This window comes from Maribacter sp. (assembly GCF_039974175.1).
Classification (GTDB): Bacteria; Bacteroidota; Bacteroidia; order Flavobacteriales; family Flavobacteriaceae; genus Maribacter_C.
On record NZ_JBDWJN010000001.1, the window covers coordinates 171,023 to 189,861 of the forward strand.

At 40.7% G+C, this 18,839-nt stretch carries 15 protein-coding genes; all 15 read right to left on the bottom strand.

Annotated features, from left to right (window positions below; genetic code table 11):
* Nucleotide 1: 1 nt before the first annotated feature.
* Nucleotides 2-760 carry an NAD(P)H-dependent oxidoreductase gene (locus ABJN95_RS00785; RefSeq protein WP_348368075.1) on the bottom strand — a complete coding sequence of 253 codons (759 nt, stop codon included), beginning with the start codon at nt 758-760 and terminating at the stop codon, nt 2-4.
* A gap of 533 nt (nt 761-1,293) precedes the next feature.
* Nucleotides 1,294-1,938 carry a response regulator transcription factor gene (locus ABJN95_RS00790; protein WP_348368076.1) on the bottom strand — a complete coding sequence of 215 codons (645 nt, stop codon included), beginning with the start codon at nt 1,936-1,938 and terminating at the stop codon, nt 1,294-1,296.
* Nucleotides 1,935-3,854 (bottom strand): histidine kinase, encoded by a 1,920-nt coding sequence (locus ABJN95_RS00795; protein ID WP_348368077.1) that lies wholly within the window; start codon nt 3,852-3,854, stop codon nt 1,935-1,937. Before ABJN95_RS00795 ends, ABJN95_RS00790 begins: the two co-directional genes overlap by 4 nt.
* A 187-nt stretch (nt 3,855-4,041) precedes the next feature.
* The gene (locus ABJN95_RS00800; protein WP_348368134.1) at nt 4,042-5,025 is read right to left on the bottom strand and encodes a YpdA family putative bacillithiol disulfide reductase; all 984 of its coding nucleotides are present in this window, start codon (nt 5,023-5,025) and stop codon (nt 4,042-4,044) included.
* Nucleotides 5,025-5,684, bottom strand: coding sequence for a ribulose-phosphate 3-epimerase (gene rpe, locus ABJN95_RS00805; RefSeq protein WP_348368078.1), 660 nt, complete (start codon nt 5,682-5,684; stop codon nt 5,025-5,027). The genes ABJN95_RS00800 and rpe overlap by 1 nt, the downstream gene beginning before the upstream one ends.
* 82 nt (nt 5,685-5,766) lie before the next feature.
* On the bottom strand, nt 5,767-8,886 hold the full coding sequence (locus ABJN95_RS00810) for a glycosyl hydrolase (protein WP_348368079.1): 3,120 nt from the start codon (nt 8,884-8,886) through the stop codon (nt 5,767-5,769).
* Between the two features lie 90 nt (nt 8,887-8,976).
* Nucleotides 8,977-9,915 carry a tetratricopeptide repeat protein gene (locus tag ABJN95_RS00815; RefSeq protein ID WP_348368080.1) on the bottom strand — a complete coding sequence of 313 codons (939 nt, stop codon included), beginning with the start codon at nt 9,913-9,915 and terminating at the stop codon, nt 8,977-8,979.
* A gap of 11 nt (nt 9,916-9,926) precedes the next feature.
* Complete coding sequence (locus tag ABJN95_RS00820; RefSeq protein ID WP_348368081.1) at nt 9,927-10,748, bottom strand: methyltransferase domain-containing protein; 822 nt, start codon at nt 10,746-10,748, stop codon at nt 9,927-9,929.
* A gap of 2 nt (nt 10,749-10,750) precedes the next feature.
* Nucleotides 10,751-13,393: a hypothetical protein gene (locus ABJN95_RS00825; RefSeq protein ID WP_348368082.1), complete on the bottom strand. Its 2,643-nt coding sequence runs from the start codon at nt 13,391-13,393 to the stop codon at nt 10,751-10,753.
* Between the two features lie 100 nt (nt 13,394-13,493).
* A complete protein-coding gene (locus ABJN95_RS00830) occupies nt 13,494-14,108 on the bottom strand; it encodes a hypothetical protein (RefSeq protein WP_348368083.1) in 615 nt (204 codons plus the stop codon).
* A gap of 57 nt (nt 14,109-14,165) precedes the next feature.
* A complete protein-coding gene (locus ABJN95_RS00835) occupies nt 14,166-14,621 on the bottom strand; it encodes a tRNA (cytidine(34)-2'-O)-methyltransferase (RefSeq protein ID WP_348368084.1) in 456 nt (151 codons plus the stop codon).
* A complete protein-coding gene (locus ABJN95_RS00840) occupies nt 14,621-14,848 on the bottom strand; it encodes a VF530 family protein (RefSeq protein ID WP_348368085.1) in 228 nt (75 codons plus the stop codon). The genes ABJN95_RS00835 and ABJN95_RS00840 overlap by 1 nt, the downstream gene beginning before the upstream one ends.
* Before the next feature lie 252 nt (nt 14,849-15,100).
* A complete protein-coding gene (locus tag ABJN95_RS00845) occupies nt 15,101-15,964 on the bottom strand; it encodes a sigma-70 family RNA polymerase sigma factor (RefSeq protein ID WP_013304569.1) in 864 nt (287 codons plus the stop codon).
* A gap of 163 nt (nt 15,965-16,127) precedes the next feature.
* Nucleotides 16,128-18,335, bottom strand: coding sequence for a polyribonucleotide nucleotidyltransferase (locus tag ABJN95_RS00850; protein ID WP_348368086.1), 2,208 nt, complete (start codon nt 18,333-18,335; stop codon nt 16,128-16,130).
* 231 nt (nt 18,336-18,566) lie between these two features.
* Nucleotides 18,567-18,836: a 30S ribosomal protein S15 gene (rpsO, locus tag ABJN95_RS00855; protein WP_348368087.1), complete on the bottom strand. Its 270-nt coding sequence runs from the start codon at nt 18,834-18,836 to the stop codon at nt 18,567-18,569.
* Nucleotides 18,837-18,839: the final 3 nt, after the last annotated feature.

An 18,839-nucleotide genomic window follows, 5' to 3' on the forward strand; every position in this document is an offset into this window, starting at 1 on the left:
TCTATCGTTTATGCTCTGGGCTGTCAAACCCTGCGCGACAACCAGCTTTCCATTCATCAGGTTGATTTCCATGTGCGGGGATACCTCCATTATCTTTTAGCATTCGTGCCAAGTGCAGACAGTTCCAAACTAGAAAAGTGGTATTTCGGTTGGTAAAATCGTTTTCTTGTCCACCTGATCCTTCATCCATATATGAAGGTCCGGGTCCGGCTTCTCCCATCCACCCTGCATCGGCCTGAGGAGGTACTGTATATCCGATATGGGAAAGTGAGAATAGAATATTCATGGCACAGTGTTTTACTCCATCTTCGTTTCCTGTAATTAGGGTGGCGCCTACTTTGCCATAGTCTCTATATTGACCTTTCGCATTGAATTGATGGGTATAACCATACATGCGTTCCAATACACGGTTACAGACTGAAGATTTTTCTCCCAACCATACCGAGGTACAAAGCACTAGAATATCACAAGCATCTACTTCCTTTTGTAGCTTTGGCCAATCATCCTTTTCCCATTCTGCAGTCTGAGACATATCTAGGCCTAAGCCTGCAGGAATTTCATAGTCTACCGGACGAATTACCTTGGTAGAAGCACCATTTGCTTCAAATACCCTTTGCGCTACTGCAATTAGCCCTTCTGTATGTGACAAGACTGGAGTTCTATTTAAGGTACAATTGAGGAAGAGTACATTAAGGTCATCATATTTTGCAGGGGCATTTGAACATTGATGTTCCGTCATTTTTTGTAGTTGCTCTGACATGGGTTTTGTTTTTAAGATTCATATAATTATTAAAAGGGAGCTGTACTTCCTATTTTTTAAAGCTTACTTTGCAACTTGAACAATACCTGCTGTAGGAGGAACTTTTTAGCTTGATCTCGTCAAATAGGTAACTACTAAGTCTTGCAAGCATGCTTACTTGTCTACTAGTTCAGATCGAATTGGGTTTTCATGTCTTTTTTCTAAGCACTGTTTCCGTATTCCTGGTCTCCTCAACACTATGAATAAACGCCTTTTGGAATAGCATTGTAGGTATCTGATTTTTTAGAATCACAAAATGGGAAAGCAATTTAGGAATCACTTTTTCTATTTTGTTTAAGATAAGGAAACCTCCTATGGTGTCAAAGCCAATTGTGAAATAGTGCACATACTAACTTAAGTTTGACGAGAAGTTCTTGTCAGACTTACAGCCCACGTGCACCGAAAACTTGCTACACAAGAGATACGTGTTTGCTGCAAGTTGAAAAAGGTGCTAGCGTCTCAAAACACAGGTTTCTCCAAAGAAAAGTAGCTTGTCAAGAATCTAGCAACCCCATTTTTATGGCATGTTTGGTAAGCCCCGCTAAGTTCTTTACTTGTAGTTTTGAGATGAGGTTTTTGCGGTAACTTTCTATGGTGTGTTTGCTTAAAAAAAGCGTATCGGCTATTTCTTGGGTAGTGTTCTCCTCGGCTATAAGTTTGAGCACTTCTTTTTCGCGTTGCGTCAAAGATATCTCTTCTGCCTTTTTGTTCTCAAACATGGCATCAGTATAGGCGCGTTTCACTTCATTTGAGAAATATTTCTCACCCGCTACGATGGTTCTAATGGCCTCTAAAAGTTCATCCTTCTCTGCGTTCTTTGGAACATAGCCATCTACATTGTTTCGAATAAGTGTGTCAATCATACCCCCATCAATATGCATACTCACCACCAACGTTTTTAAGGAAGGATATTTTTCTTTAATAATGCTGTTCAATTCAATACCATCTACTTCTGGCATGGTCAGATCCGTAATTAAAAGATGCAGGTCTTTTACGCCATTGATATCTAAATATTTAACGACCTGAGCTCCGTTTTTAAAGGTCGTTGCGATGGTAAATTCAGGAGCTTCTTTTAAAATGCTCTGCAATCCATCAATGAACATTTTATGGTCGTCGGCAATGATTAGATTGTAATTCATGATGCTGTATTTTTTAGCGTGATTTCTAACGAAACCACAGTTCCACGTTCTAAAACGGAATCGATATGAAAAGATCCGTTTAATTCAGATATTCTATTTTTTATATTCTGAAAGCCTATACCATCCATAATATTGGCGGTGTTGAAACCTTTGCCATCGTCTTCGAATAAAAGTGAAAGCGTATTGTCAATTACACCGAGGTGAATATCTACGGAGGTCGCGCTAGCATGTTTTAGTGTATTGGTGATCAATTCTTGAATAATCTTATAGATTTCCATTTGAAGTTTTTCATCAATTGCATTGATTTTCTTTTCGGGGTGGGGATGAAAACCAATTTGCAATTCTCCAGTATTTGAAATAGATTTTACATATTCTCTAATCAATGCTGTAAAGGCATTTTGTTTGAATTTTTTTGGAATTAAGGTATGCGAAATATCACGAACTAATTGATAGGTTTCGTCGATTTGCCCAGTTAGGGTTTTCAATTTTTCGGAATCACCTTCCATACTAGCGAACTGCAGTTTTATTCCCGCGAGATTTCCGCCTATGCTATCGTGCAATTCCTGTGCAATGCGCTTGCGTTCTTCGTCTTGACCTTCAATAGCGGCTTTGATTAAATTTAATTCTTGTTCCTGAACCAAAGCCGCAACTTTTTGTTGGTTGATTTCTTCCTGTTTTTTAGTCAATTCGCTCTGTGCCTGTATCTTTTGATAATAGACATAAAGCAATGCCATAATGGGAATAAGGATAATGAGAAACCCAATTAAAAAGGCATTCTTGATTGTTTTTTGACGTTTTAATTCTGCTTCGCGTTTTAATTTTCCTTCCTCAAGTTCGATAATCTCTTTTTCCTTCTCTAAGGTTTCGTATTCTATCTCAAGCTCTTTGATAATGGCTCTTTGCTGTTGGGCATTTTTGGCACCAACAACGCCAAACAATTGGGTAATTACAGCATAGGCGTTTTTATAATCCTCTAGTTTGGCAAAGCAGCGGGCCTGAACACTTAGGGCATCTTTCTGAAATTCAAGATTTTCGCGATCAACAGCGTTGATATACGCGAAGCTCAAAGCGATGTTGGCTGTCTCATACATACCTTCTTTATAATACAGTTTCGCTAATAATAAGGAACCTTCAAAATAGAGAGCGGTAAAACCTTCCGCTAAGGCGCGTTCACGAATATCTTCGTAATCTGTGAAGGCTTTGCCCAGATCTTCCAAAGCCTCTGCGAGTTTGGCTTGTTCAAGGCCTACGGTCAACTCCATTTCCAAGTCCTTGAAATCGACTGCCATTGCATACGCCTGGTCGTAATAATTAGCCGCTTTTTCGTACTCCTGTTTCTTTAAATGTGCGTTTCCTAGTAATACGAATGCCCTGTTGGTAATTGCAGTGAACTGAGACGAAAATTTTGGAAGTACTTCGTTTAACAGCACTATGGCTTTATCAGGATTTTCTTTTAGTACGTAGGTGTTGGCGAGACCAACCTTGTTCTTATATTCATATTCCTGAAAATTTGAGCTCTCTGCCGCTCGAATACCTTTGATATGCCACTCGGTTGACTTTTCAAGAAGTCCATTGAACACATTTCCCACACCCATAAAGTAATGAGCTTTGGCGTAATGGTGATTTTTTTCTTGCTCTGATTTGTCCCAATTACCCAGTTCTTTTTCGTATAAATTCCCATATTTTAAAATAGAATCGGTATCCCCTTTCTTCATATGTTCTTCTGCCAATTGTTCGAAAATGGAGAAACGCTGAACCCCGAAAGATGCCTTTTTTAGTTCGATATAGTAGGGTTCAAAAGACTTTTGCTTATCATTCGGAATGGTAGAAAAGGTGATGCGTTTGGTTTCTTGAAGCGTATCGAACTCTGTATTTTGAGAAAATGCAACTAGGGTACATAGCCAAACCAAAAGCAACAGTCCTTTTTTGGAGCTTTGTATCTTAAAAAGTAAAAAATATAATTTCTTTCTCAGTGGTTTATTTTTTGGTTTGAGATGATTTCATCACAGTTCATATCAATGTACAAAATTCGGATATTACCTATAACGCAAATACGCCTATTATAGTGAATATGTACTCCCTGAAAACAGTGATATTTGAAAATTAGGAACTTTTTTCCCCGGCGCGCTTTCTGAGGATATCTTTGATAATAATTTTTGCATGGATACGGGAATTCTCAATAAACCATTTGTGTGTTTCCATACCGCCGCAAATAACCCCTGCCAAATATAGTCCTGAAACATTGCTCTCCATTGAATCTGGATAGTAGCTGGGAAGCTTTTTCTCATCTTTAGACAGTTCAATGCCCAATTTTTCTAAAAACTCAAAATTGGGCATGTATCCCGTTAGGGCGAGTACAAAGTCATTTTCAATAGCGATTTCGCCATCGGGGGTATCGATGATAATTTGGTCTTCCAATATCTCTTTTACTTGAGAATTATAGTAGGCTTTTATACTTCCTTCCTCGATGCGATTGATAATATCTGGCCGTACCCAATACTTCACACGTTGACCTACCTCTGGGCCTCGAATAATTAGTGAGACCTCTGAACCTTTGCGATAGCATTCTAAAGCGGCATCGATTGCAGAATTACTGGCTCCTATAATGGCAAGCTTTTGTCTGGCGTAGTAATGTGGATTGAGGTAATAGTGTGAAACTTTCGGTAAATCTTCTCCAGGGATATTCAAGGTATTTGGTAAATCATAAAAACCGGTAGCCACCACGATATTCGAAGCTGAATAGGTTGCCTTATCGGAAGTAACCTTAAATGCACCTTCTGATTTATGTACATCTTCTACCTTTTCAAAAAGATGAATGTTTAGTTGGTTGGAAGTAACAATTCTACGATAATATTCCAAAGCTTCATCTCGTTTAGGTTTCGCCTCCTTGCTTATGAATGGAATATCGTCTATTTCTAATTTTTCTGAAGAAGAAAAAAACTGCATATTCGATGGATAGTTGAAAAGCGAGTTTACGATGGGCCCTTTTTCTATGATAAGATAGGTCAGACCTTTCTTTTTGGCTTCCAAACCGCATGCGATTCCAATGGGGCCACCACCTATAATGACGAGGTCGAACGATTTTATCACCCTGCTATTTCCTTTAAATCTGTAATAGTTTGCGTCGGGTTAGCGCTTCGAAAGACAAAACTACCTGCCACTAGAACATCAGCACCGGCATCTGTTAATAGTTTGGCATTTAAAGAGGTTACCCCACCATCAATTTCTATAAGCGTGTTAGCTCCTTTTCTTTGCACGAGTGCCTTTAATGCCCTTACCTTTTCATAGGTATTCTCGATAAATGATTGTCCGCCAAAACCAGGGTTAACACTCATCAAACAGACCAGATCGATATCTTGAATAGTATCTTCTAAAAGTTGAACGCTGGTATGCGGATTTAAGGCAACACCTGCTTGCATACCCTCAGCTTTTATTGCTTGTAGCGTACGATGCAAATGGGTACAGGCCTCATAATGTACGCTGAGTGTGTTCGCTCCTAATGCCGCAAAAGTTTTGATGTAACGATCTGGATCGACAATCATCAAATGCACATCTAAGGGTTTGGTAGCATGTTTGGCAATTGTCTTTACCACGGGCATTCCGTAGGAAATATTTGGAACGAAAACACCGTCCATAACATCAATATGATGCCAATCAGCAGCACTTAGATTGACCATTTCAACATCGCGTTGGAGGTTGCCAAAATCGGCGGCTAACAAAGAAGGAGCAATTTTTGTTGTACTCATTATATATAGAATCTTCAAAATTCATTACAAAAGTAATGAAATGCGGGGTCTTGTACCGTCTATGAGAAACCCAAAAAGCAACCTATCTTTTAATAGCTTGGTTTCCGGAAGATGCTAACAGTTCGTTTACTTTGGGTAAATGCTGATCGATTGCCCCATTGAGGCTTTGTAAAAGTTCTTCAAGTTCTTTAGATAATTCATCAAAAACAAGGTAAGCTCCGTCAGTGGGTTTAGCTTCTCCATGCTCGATGCTGCGACGCAGTGAAGCTAGTCGATTGTTCAATTTTATAGGGAAATTCAGAGGGTCTTGATTCGATTGATTTTTAACCTGATAAAGTGCTTCCTCCACATCAGATATCTTTTTAAGAAAGGGCAACATCGTTTTTTTGAAATCGGCCTTTGCGATTTTTTCCTTTGCCGAATTGACATGTTCCTTCATTTCTCGAATACGAATTACGGCTTCATTTGCCGCACTTGTTTTTCGCATGATCTTATTGGCGAGATCAAACTGCTCATCGAGGTCTTCTTTCGAAATTCCAATTAGATTAGGATTCATTTGAATGGCAAAAGTCTGCGTTTTTTCATAGTCTTTGCTCTTCATACGAACCTTGTAGGTACCTATAGGTGCTTTAGGACCACGTTGTGGTCTAGCGCTCCAAATGATCATTCCATCAAATTCTGTGGCTCCTGTATATCTTAAATCCCAAGTGAATGTATTGATACCCTTTGCTGTAGTTGGCTTGGAAGAACCTCCTTTTTGCCACCAGGGAAGATCGGGGTCGACTTCGTATTTCGGTTTGCTTCCGGTAAAGGTATCGATCAATTTATCATTGGCATCCAATATCTCGAAAGTGATGGTATCTTGTTGTTCTTTGAGGTGGTATTGAATGGATGCATCGCTTATGCCACGAATAGCGTCTGAAGGTTCAAAAAGAACAGCAGACTGATTTTTCATCTCCACCTCATACTGACGCAGCGGTTGTATATCATCTAAAATCCAAAAACCTCTACCGTGGGAGCCTAACACAACATCATTATCTTTTACTACAAGATCTCGAATAGGGGTATCAGGTAGTTTGAGCTGTAGACTTTGCCACAACGCTCCGTCATTTATAGAGAAGTAAACACCATGTTCTGTTGCTAAAAATAATAAGCCTTGGCGTATAGGATCTTCTCTAATCGCTCGGGCAAAATGCCCATCTTGAATTCCTGTAATGATTTTTGTCCATGTTTTGCCATAATCATGGGTTTTGAAAACATAAGGTTGGCGGTCGTCAACTTGATAGCGGTTTGCCGCCACAAATAAGGTTCCCGGGCGATGTCTAGATTCATCAATAATACTTACCCTAGAAAATTTGGGTAAATTTTTGGGTGTAATGTCAGACCAGTTTGCTCCGCCATCCCTGGTGATATGAATCTTTCCGTCATCCGATCCGGCCCAGATGGTATTAATATCATGAAAAGAAGGTGCCAAGGCGAATACGGTAGCATAAATTTCAGGGCCATTCATATCCATAGTGATTACTCCTCCCGTTTTGCCAAGTGTTTCCGGATCTGCATAGGTCAAATCAGGACTAATTCTCTCCCAAGATTGTCCATCGTTGATCGTCTTCCACACATGCTGTGAACAAGTATACATGACCTTAGAATCTTGAGGGGCAAACATGATAGGGAAGGTCCATTGCCATCTTTCAGGTAAGGCACTTGCGGGTTCTCCGGAAAAGAATCTGGGATAAACCTGAATATCGCGTGTTTGTCCATTACCGCGATCGTAGCGCGTGAGGAGGGCGCCCTGACTACCGGCATAAAAAATATCCTTGTTTTCTGGATGTTGGGTAATCCATCCGCTTTCGCCCCCGCCTACTGCGTAGTACCAACCATGGTTTGGTCCACGTGCTTGCCTATGGCTCCAACCGTCACTTGGCATGGCCAAGGTACTGTTATCTTGTTGTGCACCGGCAACATGATAAGGAACATCACTGGTGGTCATGACGTGGTAAAATTGTGTGGTTATATAGTCTTGTTCTGTCCAGCTTTTTCCTCCATTAATACTCACATTACCACCCCCATCATTAGCGTTGATCATCCGCTCTGAATTATTCGGATCTATCCAAAGATCATGATTGTCTCCGTGGGGTACTTTAATGGTTGTGTCAAAAGTTTTTCCACCATCGGTAGATTTATAAAAACCTGTATTTAAGCAATATACAGTTTCCCTGTCCAAAGGGTCAGCATAAATTCTGGAATAATAGAAAGCACGCTGTCTAAGTTTACGTTCATCGTTGGTGCGCTCCCAAGTTTTACCGCCATCATCGGAACGAAAAACGCCGCCTTCGTTTGCTTCCACAATGGCCCAAACACGATTAGCATCTGCGGGCGATACCGTTACTCCAATTTTTCCGATAGGGGGTAGGGGCATTCCTGGGTTGCCGGTTAGGTCTGTCCAAGTATCTCCCCCATCAATAGATTTCCAGAGTTTACTATCGCCACCACCACCCCACATTTTCCATGCTTTACGCTGAACTTCCCAAGTGGTTGCGTATACTACTTTTGGATCGTTTCGATCGATGATGAGGTCAACGGCTCCGGCTTTCGGACTAACATACAAGATCTTTTCCCAGGTATTTCCGCCATCTTTGCTTCGAAAAACACCGCGTTCGTCATTATCGCCATACGGATGGCCCAAGGCCGCAACAAAAACAATATCAGGATTGGTAGGATGAATTCGAATTCGCGATACGGCTTGGGTTTCTTTAAGCCCCAAATGGCGCCAAGTTTTACCGCCGTCCTCGGTTTTGTACACGCCATCACCTTGGGTAATACTACCGCGCAACTGTACTTCGCCCATACCGATGTAAACCACATCAGGGTTGGTCTCTGCAACGGCAACAGCGCCAACAGAAGAACTGCTTATTTGACCGTCGGTTACCGGTTTCCATTCGGTACCGCCATCAACAGTTTTCCAAAGCCCACCGCCGGTAGCTCCAAAATAGTACTCATTTGGTCGGCCAGGACTTCCAGCGCAACCCAATGATCTTCCACCTCGTTTGGGCCCAATGTTACGCCACTTCAAGCCTTCATAAAAAGATTTCTCAATGGAAGAATCTGTATTGACTTTGGGTTTTGATTTTTTTTGTGAAAAAGTTGCTGGAGCGCTACTTATAAATAGGGTAAACAGTAATATTTTGGAATACGTCTTCATATCGCCTTTCTTTTGGTTGGTGTTAAAATGAAATCGAAAAAGCCTTCTAAATTTAGTAAAAGAATATGGTGCTGAGTAGCAATTTACGATCTAATTCGGGCCGCGACCGAAGTATTCGATAAGGTCACTTTCTGCTGCGATATACCCAAATGAGTTCCATGCACTACCACCAACCAAATTTTCCAAGATTTCCATTGACTTTTCCTTTTCGTCATTGTAAAAATGCCAATTGGCGAGGCCATATAGAATTGCATCGGAAGAGGGGCTTCCAGTTTGGGTCTGTAATAGCGAATCTTTAGGAATAAGCCCTTTATACAATTTGCAAAGTTCATGATAACTTTGGTTCTCAATGACATCCATGTCAGCCTGTATGGGTTGCAATATGCTATCTGCTTTTGTTGTATTACCAAGGCGACGTTGAATCATATATAGCCAGTGTGTGCTCGAAACGATATTATCTGCGAGCTTACCCGAGGTTCTACATTTGGTGTAAGCCTCAAAAGCTTTTTCGTAGTCGTGTTTTAGATAATAAGCCAATCCCAGGTGATACCAAATATTGCCATGTAGGGTACTCACAGGAATGTTCTTTGCATTGGGCATTCCATCGGGTTCAATTTCGTTTTCAGTATTTTGAATAAGCTGGCTGGCTTTTTCTAAATCTGTGATTGCCTTGTCAAATTTTCGCAAGGAAATATAACGATGCCCTCTGTGTCTATACAATCTCGCATCTTTAGGAAACTTTATAATGCCTTGAGAATAAAGCGCGATTGCTTCTTTGTACCTTCCCAAATATGCCGTTCTTCTTCCAAGCCAAATTATCGCATCAACATCGCCTGGATTATGCTCAAAGTCTTCCTTAGCCTCCCTGTACTGATCCAATAGTTTTTTTGATGGTTCGGGAAGGATAATTTCTTTTCCTAAGGGAGTTAGAAATGCTATCTGAGCTTCGGTGGTGTCCTCCTCTTTTATTGCTTCCTTACAGCTTAGTAGAAAAAGGATGGTTATGACAATTATTCCGACTTTTTGCATAGGATATTTGATCAGGGTGAGCTTCTTTTCTCGGCAATTATTTCGACCATTAAACAGGTACATATGGTCGCTCCAGCAATTTTTTCTAAATCTTCTAGGTCATCCAAGGCTTCCTTTACCTCTGTTGTTGTAAGGTAGTCTTGAGCAGCGAGCCTTGGAAAGTAACTTTGAAAAAAGGTCTTCGGCCATTGCCATACTCCGTTTTTTGCTGTAGCGATTTTCATCATTGGGCGAAACCCGATTACCTGCATGCCAATCCGCTCTAACATTGCTGGCAGATGTCTGCCAATATCAATTTCGTTTTCTGTATCCTTAAAACTTTTTAAGGCCTTTGCGATGCCTTTTGCCAGGGCCTCTTTTTTTGGTTCAGTTTGCAAGGTCGACCAGTCATAGTACTCGTGTAATACTATTTTACCTTGTGGTTTAAGGGCAGCAACTACTTTTTTGAGTACCTCTTCTGGGTTCGGAATCCAAGCCAAGGCCCATCTGCAATACATGCCATCTAAACTAGAAGGTTCTAAGATCATACTGTCGAAATCGGAATGAATTCCATCAATATTGAGCTTATATTTAGCAGTGACTTCGTTCAAGAAATTGATATAAGCAGCGGATTTATCGATCCCGATGACCTTTCCTTTATTTCCGACAATAAATGCGAGTTCTTTAGTGCAATAGCCAGGGCCACAGCCTAAATCAAGCAAGGTTTGTCCTGCTCTAAAATTTGCCAAATGCCAACCATGCTGCGCTTCTTCTGCCCAAACTTGGTGTTGAATACCGAGTCGGAAAAGTTCTTCAGCATCCGCTCCTAATATGTATGCCTTTTCTTTCTCCAATGCTATAATTCATTTTGGTAGACTTCGTGATTCTCATCACCCCCTGCTTGCAGGTAGGCAAAAAGATCTTTTATCTCTTTGGGGTTTAAACGGTTTAGAAGCCCAGATGGCATCGGTGATAGGGGAGATATTTCTCTTTTGGCGACTTCTACTTTTGCTAATTCAACGGTATAGGTATCATTAAACGGGTTCGGCATTAAGGTAACAATATCATCCGTTTCAGATTTGATACGACCCGATATCTTTTTACCATCCTGTAAATGAAACAAAGTGTTTGCATATTGATCTGATATTTCATCATTTGGGCTGTAGGTGGCGAAGAGCATTTCATAATTATTGAACTTGGTGTGGGCCTGAGTTAAATCTGGGCCAACAGCCGCGCCTTCGCCACGCATTCTATGACATAAAATACACATACCGGCCTTATAAGCACGTTTCCCTTTTTCGAAATCGACTTGGTAATCAGCTAATTCGTCACCCCAAACCATTTGACCAATTTGACTTCCTCCATATTCATTACCCGGACCAATTGGCTGTGGTAAATCGGCAATAGCTGTTTCAGGAGCGTAAACCCCTGACAATTCTTGAAAATAATTTTTCTGGCTGTCTGGAACATTTTTCATTGCTGCCAATCGTATATTTTCCATACCTGGTTTAAAACTCAAACCGCCCTTAGCACTTAGAACATCATAAAACCATTGAAAGTATTTTTCACGTGTAGCTTTCGTCCAGCCCTTTTCGGCATGGCTTAAAAGAACCCCATAATAGATGGCTTCACTAGGCGGCATTTTCTCCAAAATTTCTCGGATTAAGGGTCCATAACGCTCACTGCGTTCGGTGATTTCCTCTGATAAAAATTCTTTAGAATTAATGGTACCTTCTTGGGTATGTTTATCAAGTAAGGCTACCAGTCCTTCTGTAATTCCATCCGCATCTAAATAAAGCAACAACTGCCCTAGCTCACGGTTCATTTCATTACTGTCGTGTGGAAAGTAGGCCTTTAGCTTTCTTGCTGTTGCTATTTTATCAGATCGCTTGGGTTCTCCCATTCGTATAAAGAGCAATTCATAGCTACGAAGCATATTCAACTGCTGCTGGGCTAACTGTGTTTCAAGGGCAATAGGGTTTAGTTTGCTAAGAATTTGTGATTGCATTGATTTATTACCTTGTCTTGCCAGGCCAATACTTGCCGTTATGATTTTTACAGGTTCTTTTTCCTCAAGAAATAAATTGAACCATTGGTCTACGGGTTGTTTTTCTAAAGCGATTCTTGCAGCATAACGTATATGAAGATCTTCGTGGTCTAGGTTAGCCCAAGCAAGTGGTATGGCTTCGGACGACTGTAAGGTATGAAATGTTTCAAGGCTTTGCCGCAGTTGGCGGAGTTCTTCAGCTTCTGTATCAACGATGTTTGGCCGTTCTTTAGATTCAGCACCAGTATACCGAAGGCGGTATAAATGCGAATCGATTCTGCGACCGCCAGAGGCGAAGTAGAGGTTGCCATCAGCACCTGCAATCATATCGGTAAGGGGTAGAGGAGTACCCGACAGGAATTCTGTGCGTTCTGCGGTATAGCTACTTCCTTTGGGTTTTAGGTCGGCGAAATATACGGTGCCAAAACTCCAATCCATAACGAAAATGCCATTTTTATAACTTCCTGGAAAATCCAATGCTGCGCCTGAAAGCACAGCGGTTGGGGAACCTTGCTCCAAATTATGAACCGCAGGAAGTGCATCTGGGTAGTACGAGGGCCATTTGCCCGATCCGGTTCGCCAGCCGTATTCGCTGCCGCTAGTTACATGGCAGATTCTGGTGGGGCGATACCAGGGCATACCAATATCCCATTCCATATCGGCATCATAAGTAAAAAGTTCACCGTCTTGATTGAAGGCCATATCAAAGGGATTTCGATACCCAGCGGAAATTAACTCCCAATTGGTTCCATCTGGACTGAATTTGCAAATCCACCCACCAGGAGCTTCAATATCGTTGGCATGTCCGCGAGCGTCCAAGTAGGGAGTAAATAAATTGTCCTCGCCCCAATTGTTAGGTAGCCTGCTATTTTCCTTTAAACCTTCTGGAACCAAAGTGTGATTGCCAGCTATAAAATAGATTTCTTTTCCATCTGGTGAGAGTACAAAACTATGTGGGCCATGTTCACCCGCGCCCTCAAGTTTTAATAGCATCTCAACCTGGTCTAACCTGCCATCATGATTGTTATCTGTTATTCTGTAAATACCACTCCCTTTTTCTTTTCCGTCGGTCTCCTCATCTTTCCATCTTTTATTGACCGCAACGTAAAGACTATTAAAAGCCCATAGCATACCATGTGCTTCTCCAATTTTGAGATCAAGCGCGTGCACAGTTTGCCAGTCTAGTTTGCTACCTATAGCTGGGGTTTTGAAGTAATAAATTTTTCCATATTGGTCGCAGGCATATATGATGTCGTTTGGACCTTGAGCTAAGGCAACCCACGAACCTTGCTCGTTTGCGCTGGGTTGGTATAAATCTTCCAAAACAAAGCCTTTAGGAATGTTAAATGTTATTTCTTTGTTTTCTTCTTGAGATGTAGTTTCCGAAGTGCCCTTTTTACAAGAAAAGACAAGGCAGCCCAAGGCGAATAGAATGGCGGTAGTTTTATACATGATGTGAAGGATGAAAGGTTTCCTATAAAAATAGGAAAAAGTTGCATAGGAAAATTAAGCGCACAGAATTGATAGTTATTGTTAGGAAAGGCGGGTTGATTTATTGAAAAGCTAGATTTCCAAATTTATAACCAATTCTTAAATGTAGGTTGAATAGCAAGTCTTCGAAATCTTCCGTACCACCCCTATCGGTTTCAGACCGGCTAATTTCGGTTAGATCAATACCTATTCCCGCACCAATTTCAAAGTTCCATCGGTAGTTAATATTACGCCTTATACCCCAAGAAGGTACTACAAAAAAACCACCATCTACCTCATTGATACCTCTAGGAGAATATGCAAAAATATCAGGATAATACCTGGCCGAAATGGAAACATAGTTGCCACTATTATGAAAAGTATTTTTGCTGTTACCCTGCCGTTTTGAAGAATTGTAATACCACTTAGGTTCAAGAGAAATTACTGGTAAAAAGAGCGGAGACTGATTCTTATAGAAACCCAGTTTTTTAGATTCGTAATCAATGGTTGAAAATAATGGCGCTTCGTAACCAACTTCGGCTCGTAAAGCCCAATTTTTGGCCAGTTTTACTTCATGATTCCACCAAATACCAAAATAACCTATTTGCATACCACTTATGGCTTGGTCAACCACTTGCGCAATGGCAAACGAAAAAAATAGGGGAGAAATTAATACGGCTAAGAAGAATTTCCTCAAGAGGCTTGCATAGTTGGTTCTACCGTTAGAACGAAAGAAAATGTCTTTAAGTATTAATTAAAACGTTAATTGGCGTAACCCTTCGTATGTAATGACCGCAACAGCATTGGCTAAATTTAAACTGCGAATATGTTCACTATATAAAGGAATTTTATATAGATTATTTGCGTTGGCCTTAATAATCTCGTTGGATAGTCCAACTGATTCTTTACCAAAAACTAGAAATAGTTCTTCTTGATAATCAATAGACCAATATTCTTTTTCGCCATGGCTTGAGAAGTATACCATGTTCTTCTCGTGATGTACATCATAAAATTCGTCAATGTTTTCATAGATGAAAAGGGAAATATGTTGCCAATAATCTAGGCCAGCCCTTTTAAGACGTTTATCATTTAATTCAAAACCAAAAGGTTTTACCAGATGCAAAGTCGAACCTGTAGCCAAAGCCAGTCTGCCGATATTGCCTGTATTGTTGGGTATTTCAGGCTCGATAAGAACAATATTAAAGGCCATTACTTAGCAATCGATTTTAGATATAGCTCCTCTACTTTATTCCGTGCCCATGGCGTTCTACGCAAAAATTTCAAAGAGGACTTGATTGAGGGGTTGCTCTTGAAGCAGTTTATATTTATTTGATAGGCTAGCTCTGCCCATGTGTAATTTTGGGTAAGATATTCTAAAATATCAACCAGTTTTACTCCGTGTAGGGGATTGTTGGGTTGTTTTTGTTTTATATCCATGGAAATGAATGTACATAAAATAACTCGATATGGGATTACCAATTGTATGTTAAAGCTGTCTACTTTCTTGACAACTTTATCAAAACACCTAAAATGAAAAAACTCCGGTAATCAGCCGGAGTTTATTCATCAATCAAAAAACGAACAGTCATGATAAACTGTTGTTGCCTATAAAATTACAATATATATGCCAAATTTCCAATTTAAGGTTAATTTAACATTAAAATATTGCATCCCGATAGCTATCGAGACCTATCCTAGATAGGTTTTCAAGATTTTACTTCTTGAAGTATGCTTTAATCTACGAATTGCTTTTTCCTTGATTTGACGAACTCTTTCTCTTGTTAGGTCGAAAGTTTCACCAATTTCTTCCAAAGTCATTGAATGCTGACCTGCCAAACCGAAGTATAGGCGAATAACATCTGCTTCTCTTGGCGTCAAGGTTTCAAGCGCACGTTCGATTTCGGTACGAAGAGATTCGTGTAACAATTCTCTATCAGGGTTTGGAGATTCGCCACTACGTAATACATCGTATAGGTTTGAATCTTCACCGGCGATCAATGGAGCATCCATAGATACGTGGCGACCTGAATTTTTTAAAGATTGTTTTACATCTTCAACCGTCATATCTAACTCTTTCGCAATTTCCTCGGCAGAGGGCATACGTTCATGCGCCTGCTCCAAAAAGGCAAAAGTTTTATTGATCTTGTTGATTGAACCAATTTTGTTCAATGGTAAACGAACAATACGAGATTGCTCGGCTAACGCTTGTAAGATAGATTGACGAATCCACCATACGGCGTAAGAGATAAATTTGAAACCACGGGTTTCATCAAAACGTTGTGCCGCTTTAATCAATCCTAAGTTTCCTTCATTGATTAAATCTGGCAGAGTAAGGCCTTGGTTCTGGTACTGCTTTGCAACCGATACTACGAATCGAAGATTGGCTTTTGTAAGTTTTTCAAGAGCGATCTGGTCGCCTGCCTTGATACGTTGTGCCAATTCTACTTCTTCATCTGCAGTAATCAAGTCAACCTTGCCGATTTCTTGCAAGTACTTGTCCAAAGATGCGGTCTCTCTATTAGTGACCTGTTTTGTAATCTTAAGCTGTCTCATTTTCGGGGATTAAATTCATATTTAAATAGACTGCATATACTTATACGTACAAATCTGTGGAATGTTACAAAACGATGAAAAAAAGTTCATTTTTTGGTTAAATGGTATAAAAAAAGCCCCAACTGTATCAATTGGGGCCATATTAAGGTGTTAAAAAATGGTTTTAATCCCTTCTTGGTTTACGATCTCGATTTCGATCATTTCTGCGATCTCGATCATTATTGCGAGGTGGTCTTTCGGTAAAACCTTCTGGTTTTGGCAAAAGAGCCTTGCGAGAAACCTTTTCTTTACGCGTACGCTTATCAAGGCCGAAATACTTCACATCAAAGACATCACCCATGTTCACAACATCAGAAACATTTTCAGTACGTTCCCATGCGAGTTCAGATACATGTAACAATACTTCGTTGCCAGGGGCATCTTGGTATTCTACCACTGCACCAAAGTCTAACATTTTGATAACCTTTACTTCGTAAACACTACCAACCTCTGGTTTGAACATTAGCGAATCTATTTTCGCCAATACTGCATCGATTCCATCTTGATCGGTTCCTAAAATTTCAACGATTCCCTCTTCAGTAACGGGATCTTCATTGATGACAATGGTAGTGCCCGTTTCTTTTTGAAGTTCTTGAATCACTTTTCCACCGGGTCCGATTAGTGCACCAATGAATTCGTTTGGAATGGTACGAGTTACCATTTTCGGTGAATGTGGTTTCACATCCGCCGCAGGAGCAGCGATGGTATCTGTCAATTTTTCAAGGATGTGTAAACGACCATCTCTGGCTTGCTTTAGCGCATTTACTAGAATTTCGTAAGACAATCCTTTTACTTTAATATCCATTTGGCAAGCGGTGATTCCGTCTGCAGTACCTGTTACTTTGAAGTCCATATCTCCCAAGTGATCTTCGTCACCTAAGATATCAGAAAGAACAGCATATTTACCTGAATCGGCATCAGAAATTAATCCCATTGCGATACCAGAAACGGGTTTTTTCAATTGAACACCAGCGTCCATTAGTGCCATTGTTCCTGAACAAACCGTTGCCATCGAAGAAGAACCATTAGATTCTAATACTTCTGAAACCACACGAACAGTGTAGGGGCAATCATCAGGAACCATTCCTTTCAATGCGCGCTGTGCTAAGTTACCATGACCAACTTCTCTACGTGACGTTCCACGAATGGGTCGCGCTTCCCCTGTTGAAAAAGGGGGAAAGTTGTAGTGCAAATAGAAATTTTCTTCGCCTTCGTGTGAAGGCATGTCTATTTTGTTAGCATCTCTAGAAGTACCTAAAGTTACTGTTGCCAATGCTTGGGTTTCCCCTCTTGTGAAGATTGCAGAACCGTGGGTTGATGGTAGATAGTCAATCTCACACCAAATTGGGCGAATCTCGTTGGTCTTACGACCATCTAAACGTAAACCTTCATTCAGAGTGAGGTCGCGCACGGCAGCTTTTTCAGCTTGGTAGAAGTATTTAGAAACCAAACCTCCAATATCTTCCAATTCCTCCTCAGAGAATGTAGCCTTCACTTCTTCTTTTATTTCAGAGAAAGCAGCACTTCTTTCGTGTTTGGCAGAACCCGCTTTGGCTATAGCATACACCTTGTCGTACGTAAGGTCATGTACTTTTTTCTGTAAGTCTTCATCCTCACGCTCACCTTCGTATTCACGAACATCTTTCTTTCCGAAAGCCTCGGCTAATTTTACCTGAGCAGCGCATTGCACTTTAATTGCTTCGTGGGCAAATTTGATAGCTTCTGTCATTTCTTCTTCGGAAATTTCATCCATTTCGCCTTCAACCATCATTACAGAATCGGCAGAAGCCCCGATCATCATATCGATATCAGATTCTAATAGCTGTGCTCTGGTTGGGTTGATGATGAATTTACCATCAACACGAGCTACTCTAGCTTCAGAAATGGCACATTCGAAAGGAAAATCAGATAACTGAATTGCCGCAGATGCAGCCAAACCGGCCATTGCATCGGGCATTACTTCTTCATCATGTGACATCAATTGGATCATCACCTGGGTTTCAGAATGATAGTCCTTCGGGAAAAGTGGACGCAATACACGATCGACCAAACGCATGGTCAATACTTCACCATCACTGGGTCTGGCTTCTCTTTTGAAAAAACCACCTGGATAGCGCCCTGCGGCTGCGAATTTTTCGCGGTAGTCAACGGTAAGTGGTAGAAAGTCCACATCGCTTTGTTTGTAATTGGAAACTACGGTACACAATAGCATACATTTTCCTGATTGAACAACAACAGAGCCATGTGCCTGTTTTGCCAATTTTCCGGTTTCGATAGAAATTTCCCTACCATCACCAAGGTCTATGACCTCTCTAAATACTTTTGGAATCATAAAATAGATTTGTACCCGCTAATTCGCGGACTGTTAAACAATGGTCATCCGGATGTTGAGACCGGAAGGTTGTGTTGTTGTGAGTGCCAAAGGCACTTGACCAATGAAAAACTGTGTGCAGCTTTTTGATTTCCCTGAACTCTGTTCAGGTTCTTTTAAATTTATTCACTGATACTGAACGAAATTCAGTATAAGAAAATAGGGGCTGATAATTCTCAACCCCTACGCAAATTATTTTCTAATGTTCAATTCTTTGATAAGCTCACGATATTTAACGATATCTTTCTTTTTCAAATAATCGAGTAGACTTCTTCTTTTACCCACTAATTTAACCAATGAGCGTTCTGTGTTGAAATCTTTGTGGTTTTTTTTCAAGTGACCGGTGAGGTGATTGATGCGGTGCGTGAACAACGCGATCTGACCTTCCGTAGAACCTGTGTTCTCTTCTTTTCCACCGTGTTTCTTGAAGATTTTAGCCTTCACTTCTTTTGTTAAGTACATGCC